We start from the raw sequence: 13,225 nt of genomic DNA on the forward strand, positions 1-13,225 counted from the left end.
CTCCGGACGGGTCCCGCGCTTACGTCACCAACTATTACGACAAGTCGGTGTCGGTGATCGACGCCGACAGTAACACGGTGATCGGCACCGTTCGCGTCGGAAACAGGCCGTCGTCGGTGGCGTTCTCTCCGGACGGGTCCCGCGCTTACGTCACCAACTATTACGACAAGTCGGTGTCGGTGATCGACGCCGGCAGCGACACGGTGATCGACACCGTCCCCGTCGGAAACGGGCCGAGATCGGTGGCGGTCTCCCCGGACGGGTCCCGCGTCTACGTCGCCAATACTCTTGGCGAGTCGGTGTCGGTGATCGACGCCGACAGTAACACGGTGATCGACACCGTCTCGGTCGCCGGCAGTCCCCTAGGTATGGCATTCTCCCCGGACGGATCCCGCGTCTACGTCGCCAATAATGGTGACAAGACGGTGGTGGTGATCGACACCGCCAGCGACACGGTGATCGACACCATACCGACCGGGTCGGCGCCGATTAGGGTGGCGGTCACTCCGGACGGGTCCCGCGCCTACGTCACCGCCAACAGCAATTCGGTGGTGGTGATCGACACCGCCAGCGACACGGTGATCGACAACGTCTCAGTCCAAGGCTTGCCTGAAGGTGTGGCGGTCTCCCCGGACGGGTCCCACGTCTACGCCACCACTCTCTTCGACAATTCGGTGTCGGTGATCGACACCGCCAGCGACACGGTGATCGACACCGTTCGCGTCGGAAAATTCCCGGAAGGTGTGGCAGTTGCTCCGTTCATCGCGCGCGCCTACGTAGTGAACAGTCAAGACGATTCAGTGTCCGTGATCGAACTGGCCGTTGGACAGCCGGGCGGTGAACAGCCGGGCGGTGAACAGCCGGGCGGTGAACAGCCGGGCGGTGAACAGCCAGGCGGTGGATGTACCGGATCGGCCTGCTTCGGCTTCGGGTCGTAGCGGGTTGTGAAACCGAATGGCGCCGCCACCCTGACCGTCAGGGTGGCGGCGCCATTCGGTGCGTCGAAACATGTACGTGGGGACGTCACTTCAGTGATGCGCGTATCGGCAGATGTTGTAGCCGTCCCGCTCGCGAGATGGTGAATTGCTGTGAGGGAATCACTTTCGGTCCAGACTTCTCGCGCCGGCGGTTCGGGTTGCGGCATGTGGCCGCCTGGATAGGGAATCGGAATGGTTGGGGTCGAGGATCGAGTTCGAGCTCCGCGAGCAGCGAACCCCGAACCGGAAAATCCTGAGAAACAGGATAATCCGGACGAACCGAAGGAACCGGACTTCCGGGGTATCACAAGTGAACCCGCCCTAGCGCTGAGGGGGACTTGCGGCTACTCTTCACGGCATTCCCCGTCGGGGTGTCTTGGCTGTGGTCCGAGACACCTTATCTTGCAACAAGAATTCGACGGGGTCCACACGAGATTCGGGACAGCCTCGTTGTTCCATTGAGAGAGGATGCGTACGTGGATCGAGACGGTAGTTTGCGCGGCAAGCGCCCGGTCCGGGGGAGCTTCCCGCGTTTGTTGTTCGGGTTGACGACTACTGCTGCGATGATGCTCGGTATGGCCGGAGCGGGGGCGGCGACTGCGGTGGCGGATACCGCTTCTTCCGGTGACACGGTGATCGACACTGTCGCGGTCGGGCGCGCTCCGTCGTCGGTGGCGTTCTCCCCGGACGGGTTCCGCGCCTACGTCACCCACTACGCTGACGAGTCGGTGTCGGTGATCGACGCCGTCAGCGACACGGTGATCGACACCATCACCGTTGGAAGCAGGCCGTCGTCGGTGGCGGTCTCCCCGGACGGGTCCCGCGCCTACGTCACCAATGTTTCTGACAATTCGGTGTCGGTGATTGACACCGACAGCGACACGGTGATCGACACCATCACTCTCGGGAAGAGCCCGTCGCAGGTGGCGTTCTCCCCGGATGGGTCCCGCGCCTACGTCACCAGTGCTGCTGGCAAGACGGTGTCGGTGATCGACACCCCCAGCCACGTGATGTTCGACACCGTCTCCGTCGGAGACAGCCCCCAAGCGGTGGCGTTCTCCCCCGACGGGTCCCGCGCCTACGTCACCAGTGCTGACAGGTCGGTGGTGGTGATCGACACCGCCAGCAACACGGTGACCGGCACCGTCCCGATCGGGTCGCCGCCGAAGGGGGTGGCGGTCAGTCCGGATGGGTCCCGCGCCTACGTCGCCGCTCAAAACGGTTCGGTGGTAGTGATCGACACCGTCAGCGACACGGTGATCGACACCATCACCGTCGGAAAAAGGCCGATTTGGGTGGGTGTCTCCCCGGACGGGTTCCGCGCCTACGTCACCAATGCTTCTGACAATTCGGTGTCGGTGATCGATACCGCCAGCGACACGGTGATCGACACCGTCTCCGTCGGACAAAACCCAACTGCTGCGGCGATCACCCCGGACGGGTCCCGCGCCTACGTAGTGAACAATCAGGACGGTTCGATGTCCGTGATCGAACTGGCCATTGGACAGCCGGGCGGTGAACAGCCGGGCGGTGAACAGCCAGGCGGTGGATGTACCGGATCGGCCTGCTTCGGCTTCGGGTCGTAACGGGTTGTGAAACCGAATGGCGCCGCCATTCGGTGCGTCGAAACATGTACGTGGGGACGTCACTTCAGTGATGCGCGTATCGGCAGATGTTGTAGCCGTCCCGCTCGCGAGATGGTGAATTGCTGTGAGGGAATCACTTTCGGTCCAGACTTCTCGCGCCGGCGGTTCGGGTTGCGGCATGTGGCCGCCTGGATAGGGAATCGGAATGGTTGGGGTCGAGGATCGAGTTCGAGCTCCGCGAGCAGCGAACCCCGAACCGGAAAATCCTGAGAAACAGGAGAATTCGGACGAACCGAAGGAATCGGACTTCCGGTGAAGCTGCGTGAATCGGGTTGGAATCGGCCGAGGGGTATCACAAGTGAACCCGCCCTAGCGCTGAGGGGGACTTGCGGCTACTCTTCACGGCATTCCCCGTCGGGGTGTCTTGGCTGAGGCCCGAGACACCTATCGTGCAACAAGAATTCGACGGGGTCCACACGAAATTCGGGACAGCCTCGTTGTTCCATTGAGAGAGGATGCGTACGTGGATCGAGACGGTAGTTTGCGCGGCAAGCGCCCGGTCCGGGGGAGCTTCCCGCGTTTGTTGTTCGGGTTGACGACTACTGCTGCGATGATGCTCGGTATGGCCGGAGCGGGGGCGGCGACTGCGGTGGCGGATACCGCTTCTTCCGATAACACGGTGATCGACACCGTCTCCGTCGAAAACAGGCCTCGCCATGTGGCGGTCACTCCAGACGGGGCCTACGCCTACGTCGCCAACACTTCTAGCAAGTCGGTGTCGGTGATCGACACGGCCAGCGACACGGTGATCGACACCATCACCGTCGAAGCGACCCCCCTAGGTGTGGCGGTCAGCCCGGACGGGGCCCACGTCTTCGTCGCCAACGCTAATAGCCGTTCGCTGTCGGTGATCGACGCCCCCACCAACATTGTGGTCCAAAACGTCCTCGTCCCAGGCGGAGGCAACCCTCAAAATGTGGCGGTCACCCCGGACGGGTCCCGCGTCTACATCACCAAGGTCAATGACAATTCGGTGCAGGTGTTCGACACCACCAGGAACATGATGATCGACCCCGTCCCGATCGGGGTGTTCTCGAGGAGGGTGGCGTTCAGCCCGGACGGATCCCGTACCTACGTCACCGCTAGCGGCGAGTCGATGTTCGTGATCGACACCGCCAGCAACACGGTGATCGACACCATCGCCGTCGGGGGCGAATCCCGAGGCATCGCAGTGACCCCGGATGGTTCTCGAATCTATGTCGCCACATACGATCAAAACTCGGTGTCGGTGATCGACGCCGCCAGCAACGCGGTGATCGACACCATCTCGGTCCCCCACCCCCGCGGTGCGGCGGTCTCCCCGGACGGATCCCTCGCCTACATCACCAACATGGATGACGATTCGGTGTCGGTGATTGCAACCGCCAGTAACACAGTGATCGACACTGTTTCCGTCGGAGAATCCCCGGACGGGATAGCGGTCTCCCCGGATGGGTCCCTCGCCTACGTAGCGAACGTCGACGACAATTCTGTGTCCGTGATCGAATTGTCTGGTGAAACGCCTGGCGGTGGAGAGCCGGGCGGTGGATGTACCGGATCGGCCTGCTTCGACTTCGGGTCATAACGGGCACCGGCTCGCGTAGCTCTGTCGGCTGACAGCTGCTGTGAAACCGAATAGCGTCGCCACCCTGACAGTCAGGGTGGCGACGCTATTCGGTGCGTCGAAAAGTGTTCTTGGGGAGTTTAGTTCAGGGATGCGTGCATCAGGTAGACGTTGTAGCTGTCCCATTCCGAGATGGTGAAGTAGAGATCCTTGTCCGTGGACCACGGATGCATGAAGCCGCCGTACGCCTTCGGGTAGTCGGCGGTGTTCACAAGCTCCGCGGCGTCTGACCACACACCCTGAGGGCTCGCGGATTGCCGCAGGATGATCGATCCCCCGATCGGGTCGAGATAGGTCATCTGCCACATCTGCGTGGTGGCGTCGTATCGGACCGACACTTCGCTGGAGATACCCTCGACGATCGGCGGGACAAGATTGTCTTCCACCGGGGTCCACGTGCCGTCGGACCAGTACTGGTATGACGTGGTGTTGAGTACCTGATCGACCGGAACCCGGGCGAGGCCGATGGTGCCGATCCGTCCGTTGGGGGTGCCGAACATGTATACGTAGTCGCCCTGCGGAATCATCGCGGACACCTGGAACCGTGCGCCGAAGATGTTCTCCCACTTGGCGTGCTGGTCTTTGGTCCAGGTTTGCCCGTCATCGTCGGAGTACGCCATTCCGCCGTAGTTCGTGTACCACATACCCGGAATGATGCTCCACCGCTTGACCGACATGTAGCTCAGGTACTGGCGGTCGCCGATCGCGAAACCCGAGGTGGGGATGGTTGTCGTCTCGAAGTTGTCGATGTGCCTGGCGTCGATGATCTCGGCGGCGTGACAGCGGCTGTCTTGGACCATGCTGTCGATGGTCATGCCGTCGGACAGATCGGTGTCGGTGCTGTGGCCGAGAATGTTGCTGCGCCAATCCTGACCGTTGGCACCAGGCGGGTTCCAATCCTTGCCGAAGGTGTCGCCGAAGGCGATCGCCACCTCACCGGGCTTGCTCTCCCACATGATGCCGAGGTCGGTGCCGTCTACTTGCCAGCGTTTGTCGGTCCGGTTCTCGGAACCGTGGCCGGTCAGCTGCGAAACCAACCGAACATCGTCGACATCCGGCGTCCCCGGCATTGCTGTGAGGGAATCACTTTCGGCCGGATTGACTTCAATCGGCGGTGCGGGTTGCGGTGCGGGGCCGGAGCCGCCGGGGTAGGGAATCGGAATGGTCTTCGGGCGTGGGTCGAATTCGATCTTCGGGAGCAGCGAACCGGAACCGGCGGAGCCGGATGATCCAGCGGAGCCGAGCGAACCCGAACCGGCAGAGCCGGACGAATCAGGCTCGGGCTGCGGTTCTTGGACCTTGTCGGTGAGGTCGGGGCACGGGTCCGCACAGGGGTCTGCGGGAAGATCCTGTGCAACCCGCGTCGGCGGCTCGGGAGAGGGGCCTGGGACCGGCACCAGTTGGAAGTCGAGGTACGGGATCGGGATGCTGATGGTCGGCGGAATCAGCGGGCCGCCCGGGCCCGGTGGCTCCTTGGCGGGGTTGAACCCGGTCTCACCGCAGGAGTTGACCGGTAGCCACGGCGTGGTGTCCGCTGCGGCCGGAGCAGCTGAGAACCCAATGGCTGCCACCATGACGGCGGCGGCAGACAGCGGTACTGCGGGCATAGACCATGACTTCTCGACCACGAGAAACCTTCCGTATCGGTCGTCGGAGTGAACTGGGCCGACCTGCAAGATCAGGGTCGAAGATACCAGCCGGTCTCGAGGCTCGGGGGGCACACGCCAGCCAGTGAGGTCGCGATCCGATCACGGTGCGGGGTCGGCTAGTATCAGGCTGTTTCGCGCCGTGAGTTGAGCAGGACGCCGACCAGTCCGAGGCCATAAAACGCGCCACCGGTAAGCACCAGTCCGAGTGATTGGCCGTCCGGGGCGACCACGAGGGACGCCGCCGCGATGGCGGCGACGAAGGCTACGTTGAATACGGTGTCCTGAAGGGCGAAAACCTGTCCCCGGCGGTCGTCCTCGATCTCGATCTGCATTGCCGCGTCCCCGGTGAGCTTGATGGACTGCCCCGCAAAGCCAAGGAGTAGCGCGCCGAACAGCAGCGACACCTGGGTGAGCGTCGCGACCAAGGTCACCTGCACGACGATGGCGAGAATCAGGCCCCCGATGATGGTGTGGGACCGTCCGATACGCGGAATCAGGAACGGCGTCGAGATTGCCGCCAGGAGCATGCCCGCCGCGGTCGCACCGACGGCGACGCCGAAACCGGCGAGTCCGCCCGGCAGTGCGCTGGCGGTGGCCGTGTCGCGCAGCACCAGCACCATGATCAACGTGTTGATGCCGAAGACGATGCGGTGCGTGCCGATTCCGATCATTGCTGTGGTGACGCCGGGCGAATGCCACACGGCCAAAGACCCGGTGCGTAGTCCGGCAGCGACGGCGCGGACGGCTCCGGACCCGTGCTTCTCGTCCGCGTGTGGGCCGAGCAGTCGATGGTGGAAGCGGGAGGCCGCAAGTGCCCCCACCGCGGATCCGCATGCGGCCGCCGCGACGGCGATTCCCGTCCCGCGGTTGTCCGAACCCAGGAGGCCGATGATGGCCACGGCGGTCGCGGCCCCGAGCGACGCGACGACGGAACCTGTGGTCGCGAGCACCGAATTAGTCGCGACCAGCCAGGACCGATGCACCACTCGAGGTAATGCGGCCGACGCGCCCGCGAGCACGAAACGGCTCACCCCGATGGCCGCGAGCGCGAGCAGGAGGAGCGCGGAGTCGCTGGTCCCGGTCCCCAGCAGGACCGCGGTTGCCAGGATCAGCAGTCCCCGCAACACATTCGCCCACAGCAGCACACTTCGTCGATCCCAGCGGTCGAGGAGCGCGCCCGCGTAGGGTCCGATCACCGAGTACGGGAGAAGCAGGACAGCAAAGCCGGCGGCGATCGCGAGGGGATCCGTCTCACGCTCGGGATTGAAGAGGATCGCGCCGCCGAGCGCGGTCTGGAACATGCCGTCCCCGAACTGGCTGGCGAAGCGCACCGTAGCGAGACGGGCCAACCCGGGTGACCGTCGCAGCGTGTACGCGACTCGGCGCCACGCCCGATGTCGATTCCCGAGCTTTTCCGCCATTCACTAGACCCTATCCGGCGGTGCTGGCCCGGGCCTGCCACCAATTGACGGTTTCCTCGGCGGCCTGGGCGAGCGGTGTCGGGCGCAGATCGAGTCTGGCCTCGCTCTCCATGGAGTCCATGACGAAGGGCTCCTCGAATTGGTACATCGTCTCCGCGAGTTCACGGATGTCGCGGTGAGCGAGACCCACGCCGCGAATCACCCAACCGGGCAGCCCGCTCACCTTCGGCGTCCGGACGCCGGCGGCCTCGGCGAAGGCCGCAACCATCTGTCGCTGTGACACAGCCGGGACCGTCGGCGCATGCAGGACCGAGTTCCACACTGCGGGGTCGTGTGCGGCGGTGATCATGGCAGCGGCCAGGTCCGGTACGTAGGTGAACGAGTGGGATTGGTCTGCGGAACCGAGCACCCGCATCGTCTTGCCGGCGAGGATGACGGGAACCATGCGCTCGCCGGCGTGTGCGTTGAGGACCCGAGGCCCGAAGAAGTCGGACGCGACCACGCTCACGGTGGGTGTCGAGGACGCGGCGCGGGCCTGCAGAAGCAGGGTCCGAATGCCGCGCTTGCCGCGCTTGCCGGTGTCGGCGGTTCGCGGGGTGCGTTCGGTCATCGGCTGCCGGGAGGCGTCGTAGGAGTAGAGACTCTCGGGAAAGACCACGACGGCCCCGACCTGCCCGGCGGACTCGAGCACGGTCCGTTCGGCCGCGGGCAACTCGCGTTCCCAGGCCTCGGCGTTGTAGGCGGCATGGATGCAGTGGTAGACCGCGATGGCCCCGTCGAGCGCCTCGCTCAGTGATGCGGCGTCGGAGACGTCCACCTTCCTGCGCTCGATCAGGGGATGATCCGGCCCGCTTCCGGAGCGGGTGAGCACACGCACTCGTCGACCCTGTTCCGCGAGTTGCGAAGCAACGGCCCAACCTACAGGTCCTGCTCCGGTGACGATCTCGATATTCGACATCTCATGCTCCCCGATGTGTGAGTTACCTTCAGGACAATTAGAGAGCACTGCTCTCCTGATTCAGGATGCACCCCGCTGCGCCCATAGTCAAGAGCAGTGATCTCTTTTGTTAACATCGATCTCTTTTGTTGACACTGCTCTCCAAAATTGCGACCCTGGAGGTATGCCAGGAACAACCCCGCGGGAGCGCGCCCGGGAGCAGACACTGCAAGACATAACCCGCATCGGCCGTGAGCATCTGGCTGCGGTCGGTGCTGCGGCTCTGTCGCTGCGGGCCGTCGCGCGGGACCTCGGCGTGGTGTCGTCTGCGGTGTACCGGTACGTCAAGAGTCGCGACGAGTTGCTCACGTTGCTCGTCGTGGACGGGTATAACGAACTCGGTGACGAGGTGGAGGCGGCAGTGGCGTCCACGGAAAATCCGCGCGAGCGATTCCTCGCGCTCGGTCGTGCGGTACGCGAGTGGGCGTTGCGCGAGCCGGCCCGCTACGGGTTGCTGTTCGGCAGCCCGGTTCCCGGCTATAGCGCACCAGGCGAGCAGACCACCACCCCCGGGACGCGGGTGACCCGCGCTCTCGTCGGCATTTTTGTCGACGCCTATGCGACGGGCAAGCTCGCCGCAAACGTGGTGACCCCGATCGAGGACGAACTGGCCGCGGATCTCGACGGCATCCGCCGCGAAATCGGGTTCGCTATACCCGACCACTTGCTTGCCCGGGGGGTGCTGGTCTGGTCGGCCCTGTTCGGGGCGGTGAACTTCGAGGTCTTCGGGCAATACGGCAGCGACACGTTCACCACGCCCGCCGCGTTGTTCGAGCACCACCTCGCGGTGCTGGCGGAGACAGCGGGGCTTTCTGTTGCGTGATGGACGCGAACCGGACGCGGCCCGTATTCCCCTTCATCCGGGCCGCGTCCTCCATCACATCTGCCCCGCGTCGGTGGGATGATGTTCGGGTGGCGCATGGAGAAGAACCAGAGGACCGAACGGCGTCGACGGAACCGGTGGTCCGTCCCGGTAGCCTGTTGGTCTCGTCCACAGATCTCGGCGAACCCGCATTCCGTCGCACAGTGATCTATGTGATCGAGCACAATGACGCCGGCAGCCTTGGCGTGGTCATCAACCGTCCCAGTGAAACGGCGGTGCACGACGTACTGCCACAGTGGTCTGCGCTCGCCGCACCTCCGGCCGCGCTGTTCGTGGGAGGCCCGGTCAAGCGTGCCGCGGCGCTGTGCCTGGCGACGCTGCGCACGGGCGCACAGACCGCTGATGTCGCGGGGCTGCGCCGCGTGCACGGTCGCGTGGTGATGGTGGATCTCGATTCCAATCCCGCGGTCATTGCGCCGCTCGTGGAGGGGGTCCGGATCTTCGCCGGCTACTCGGGCTGGACCGACGGTCAGCTCGACTCCGAACTGCATCGCGAGGACTGGATCGTGGTTTCGGCGCTCGCGGCGGACGTCGTCGCGCCGGCACGCATCGACGTGTGGGCGCAGGTGCTCCGTCGTCAGCCGCTACCCCTCGCCCTCCTCGCCACCCACCCGATCGACGTCGAGCGAAATTAGCCGACACATCCCGCTACATCCCCGTGCTGTAGGGGACGGGTCGTATCAACATCAAGCGGATGCCGACAGGTGAGGAGGAGGGTCGTCCGGGGTCCGGCACACGCTGATCATCGACTGCAACGACCTCGTCGGGAATTGCCTTACGCCGCCTGAGAATCCACCACGAACCGCACCCCGATCTCCGCGGCCAGCCACCGACGTAAGCGCGGAATCGGCGGCAGGAAATCGTTCAGCTCCTGTAGAAGCGGAACTCACAGCGACGTAGCATCACCTCGGGCCGTTCCGAGTCTATCGCCGCGCGGCCGAATGCGACTCGTCGAGATTCCGCCTGGCGTACCTCTGCGCGATTGCGGCACATACGATCAGCTGAATCTGGTGGAAAATCATTAGCGGAAGCACGAGCAGGCCTACCGGTTGCCCGGCGAACAGGACGCTGGCCATCGCGAGTCCCGCCGCGAGGCTCTTCTTCGAACCGCAAAAGACGATGACTATCCGGTCGGGAGGGCTGAATCCCAGCGTGCGGCCGGCAAGGGCCGTGATCGCCAGAACTGCCGCGAGGAGTAGGGCGCACACCACCACGACAGCGATCACCTGCGCGACGGAAACGGTGTGCCAGATGCCTTCGCTCATGCTTGCGCTGAATGCCGAGAAGACAACGAGGAAGATCGAGCCGCGGTCGACGAATTTGGTGGGCTCGCGGTACTTCTGCAACCAGTCGATGACGAACGGCCTGAGCAGTTGTCCGGCGAAGAAGGGCACCAGCAACTGCAGCACGATGTTGAGGATTGACGTGAAGCCGACGCCAGTGCCGCCGCCGGTGCTCATCAGCAGGATCACCAGGGCTGGTGTCACGAATACCCCGATGAGGTTGGACAACGATGCGCTCACGATCGCGCCGGCCACGTTGCCCTTCGCGAGGGATGTGAACGCGATCGACGTTTGGACCGTCGACGGAACCAGGCACAGGTAGAGGATGCCGGTGTAGAGATCTTGGCTGAGTACTCCCGGAACCAGCACGCGAAGCGCGAGGCCGATCAGCGGGAAGAGCAGGAAGGTCGCGGCCAACACGACGGAATGAAGCCGCCAGTGCTTCAATCCCTGCAGTGCCTCCGTTGGCGACAAACGCACGCCGTACAGCAGGAACAGTATTCCGATTGCGATCCGGGTGGCCCAGTCGAGGATCGTCTGGCCGGTGCCGGAAGCGGGAAAGATGCTCCCCAGGATCGCCGAGCCGAGGATTCCCAGGATGAATCCATCGATGTAGAAGCGGCTGAGGAACCTCACCGTGCCCAGAATAGAGCGAAGCGGCAGCGGGGGTATAGAGCTATCCGGCCCCGAGGGTGCGGTAGCGGACGCTCAGGGATTGCCGGACGCCACTCGGAACGGCGAGTTCAGACAGCGGGCGCCCGGCGAGCCTGGCCGAGAGAGCGTGAGGCGGTGGGCGGGTGACTATCCACCCGCCCACGGCCTCCCTGGAAAAGCTCTACGGGGTCGGAACCTCTGCGACCATCGTCCACTCTCCGCAGTCGCCTGCCGTTGTGAAGGTGGCCTCGATGATCACTGCTGCCGCCACGTCGGACGTTGGCGTTTCACCCTTGGCGAGTTCGGCTTCATCGGCGCCGATTCGCGTCCAGTTGCATCCCTCACCGCCGACGGTGTGGTAGATGCCGGGTGCGATCTCGCCGTCACCGGTGCCGACGGTGTACTGACCATCGCCGGCAGGGATGGTGGGAACCTCCGCGTCCTGCGCGTGGGCGATCCCACCCGTCAGTAGTGCCAGCGATGTCACTGCGGCAATTCCGATTCCTGTCTTACGCATGCCACTCCGTCCCGTTCGTTGTCGCGGTGCCCGATGGGCGCCCATTAACCGCGGTGCCCGATGGGCGCCGATCAAGGGAGGGGGGGGGGTACATCAGCACGCCGCCCGCGCGTGGTTGAAATTCCGCGCGAAATTTCTGAGGCTTTGTGATCGCCGTCATGTTCAATGGGTGACCTGCGCCAATTCCGGTGTGGATACACTCCGCCGCCGCGGAATACGCGTTCGACGCGACCGGATGTCCGGCTACGGGTTCCCGGTTCGGTCATGATCATGCCGGAAACGACTGTCGGCGAAAGAGTTCAGGAACCCGGCCATTTCCTCGGCGCGGGCGCTCGTGACCGTCAACCGATCGCCGCACGCCGTCGTGACGATCACGGCCGATCCGGTCTTCGTCACGACACCGAAGTTCCGAGGACCCTTCACCGCGAATCCCCAACCGCCGAAGTCGTCGAACGGCTTGATCAGGTCGACGCGCGCGCCCTCGATTTCGTCGATGCCGTATCGGAGTGCGGTCATGCCCATGTTCACGACCCTGATGCCGGACTGATCGACCACCACCTGGAATCGCACTCGGCTCACGATCAGCAGTCCGAGTGGAACGAACACGGCCGCCGGCCACCATCCGTCCACCAGCAGACTCACGGCGATGGCCGGGGCGATTCCCAGCAGAGCGAGCAACACCAACGAGCCGACGGTTCCGAAACCCACCGTGTCGGCGACCGCGCCCGGGGTGGTGGCTCGCGGCAATCGGGGGTCGGGTGGGTGCGTGGCGGACACCCGGCGACGGTAGTCGCGTAACACTGCGGCGCCGGTCACCCCAACAGCGGCACCGAGTACGACGCCGAGGCCGAGGGGCCACAGCGGGAGTTCGGTGTCTGTGGGATCGAAGACATCGAGTTGGATGCTCAGCATCACCACCTGCACCGTCAGGATCAGACCGACTACGGACAGTCCGACGACGAGCATCATGCGCCGCATCATGAGCATCGCCGGGGCGAGTGCCGAGATCGCGGAACATCCGCCACCGAACAGAACCGTCATCAAGGCGAACGTCCATGCACTGGACGTCGGGGTGGCGAAGCCATTCGGCGAGGTGGTGGTCCAGTAGGTCGAGATCTCCGCGGGCAAGCGCGGTTCCCAGGTCTTCGTCAGAAGAATGCCGGACAGCGCCGCGACGACCGGAAGGAGGAGACCGAAAAGCGCGCCCGCCGGGTCGACGACGCGTGTGAAGTTCAAGGAGTCACCGTCAGCCGATCAGGACGGCTGGCAGGCGCCCTTCAATGAGCAGGCACCGCAGGAACTGCCGCAGGCATCGGTGTCGGGGGCGGGCACTGCCGCGGCGGCGCGCGTACCGAGGGTTCCGCCCGTCGCCGCCGTGAGCGCGGCGGCAACGACGCTGACCAGGAGGGCGCCGATTCCGACGGCTCCGCCGATCAGGATTCCGCCGATTCCGCCGATCGCGAGGAGTCCCGCAGCTCCGAGCAGTGTGGGGCCGGCGACCTTGTTGGCCAGCGCAAAGGATTGGTCGTCGCGCATCGTCTCGGAGGTGCGGACACCCGCCCAACGGTTGCGCGGGAGGCGCTCCGTCAGACCTG

The 13,225-nt window shown here is 64.6% G+C and carries 12 protein-coding genes; 5 read left to right on the top strand and 7 right to left on the bottom strand.

Going from position 1 to position 13,225, the window contains the following annotated elements:
* The 3 genes from RM2_RS21620 to RM2_RS21630 all read left to right on the top strand — a co-directional run.
* Positions 1–938 (top strand): YVTN family beta-propeller repeat protein (locus RM2_RS21620; RefSeq protein WP_169846791.1); only part of this gene is annotated, 938 nt, incomplete at its 5' end.
* Between the two features lie 515 nt (positions 939–1,453).
* Positions 1,454–2,563: a choice-of-anchor I domain-containing protein gene (locus RM2_RS21625; protein ID WP_139277880.1), complete on the top strand. Its 1,110-nt coding sequence runs from the start codon at positions 1,454–1,456 to the stop codon at positions 2,561–2,563.
* Positions 2,564–3,086: 523 nt separating this feature from the next.
* Positions 3,087–4,187, top strand: a complete 1,101-nt coding sequence (locus RM2_RS21630) for a beta-propeller fold lactonase family protein (RefSeq protein WP_139277881.1) — start codon at positions 3,087–3,089, stop codon at positions 4,185–4,187.
* Positions 4,188–4,306: 119 nt separating this feature from the next.
* Here the strand turns inward: RM2_RS21630 and RM2_RS21635 are convergent, their stop codons facing one another.
* From RM2_RS21635 to RM2_RS21645, 3 genes are all read right to left on the bottom strand, one after another.
* Positions 4,307–5,833 (bottom strand): glycoside hydrolase family 183 protein, encoded by a 1,527-nt coding sequence (locus RM2_RS21635; RefSeq protein WP_072691560.1) that lies wholly within the window; start codon positions 5,831–5,833, stop codon positions 4,307–4,309.
* 164 nt (positions 5,834–5,997) lie between these two features.
* A complete protein-coding gene (locus RM2_RS21640) occupies positions 5,998–7,296 on the bottom strand; it encodes an MFS transporter (protein WP_072691561.1) in 1,299 nt (432 codons plus the stop codon).
* Positions 7,297–7,306: 10 nt separating this feature from the next.
* Positions 7,307–8,254 carry an NAD-dependent epimerase/dehydratase family protein gene (locus tag RM2_RS21645; RefSeq protein WP_072691562.1) on the bottom strand — a complete coding sequence of 316 codons (948 nt, stop codon included), beginning with the start codon at positions 8,252–8,254 and terminating at the stop codon, positions 7,307–7,309.
* A gap of 163 nt (positions 8,255–8,417) precedes the next feature.
* Between RM2_RS21645 and RM2_RS21650 the strand changes: the two genes are divergently transcribed.
* A complete protein-coding gene (locus RM2_RS21650; protein WP_072691563.1) occupies positions 8,418–9,116 on the top strand; it encodes a TetR/AcrR family transcriptional regulator in 699 nt (232 codons plus the stop codon).
* A gap of 89 nt (positions 9,117–9,205) precedes the next feature.
* On the top strand, positions 9,206–9,811 hold the full coding sequence (locus RM2_RS21655) for a YqgE/AlgH family protein (protein WP_072691567.1): 606 nt from the start codon (positions 9,206–9,208) through the stop codon (positions 9,809–9,811).
* Between the two features lie 288 nt (positions 9,812–10,099).
* Here the strand turns inward: RM2_RS21655 and RM2_RS21660 are convergent, their stop codons facing one another.
* The 4 genes from RM2_RS21660 to RM2_RS21675 all read right to left on the bottom strand — a co-directional run.
* Entirely contained in the window at positions 10,100–11,095 is a 996-nt protein-coding gene (locus RM2_RS21660; protein WP_072691564.1) for a bile acid:sodium symporter family protein, read from the bottom strand.
* Positions 11,096–11,294: 199 nt separating this feature from the next.
* Complete coding sequence (locus RM2_RS21665; protein WP_072691565.1) at positions 11,295–11,630, bottom strand: Rv1352/Rv1906c domain-containing protein; 336 nt, start codon at positions 11,628–11,630, stop codon at positions 11,295–11,297.
* Positions 11,631–11,873: 243 nt separating this feature from the next.
* Positions 11,874–12,866, bottom strand: coding sequence for a DUF1648 domain-containing protein (locus RM2_RS21670; RefSeq protein ID WP_072691566.1), 993 nt, complete (start codon positions 12,864–12,866; stop codon positions 11,874–11,876).
* Between the two features lie 18 nt (positions 12,867–12,884).
* Positions 12,885–13,225 (bottom strand): SdpI family protein (locus RM2_RS21675; RefSeq protein WP_072691568.1); only part of this gene is annotated, 341 nt, incomplete at its 5' end.

The sequence above is a fragment of the Rhodococcus marinonascens NBRC 14363 genome (assembly GCF_001894885.1).
GTDB classification, from domain to species: domain Bacteria; phylum Actinomycetota; class Actinomycetes; order Mycobacteriales; family Mycobacteriaceae; genus Rhodococcus_F; species Rhodococcus_F marinonascens.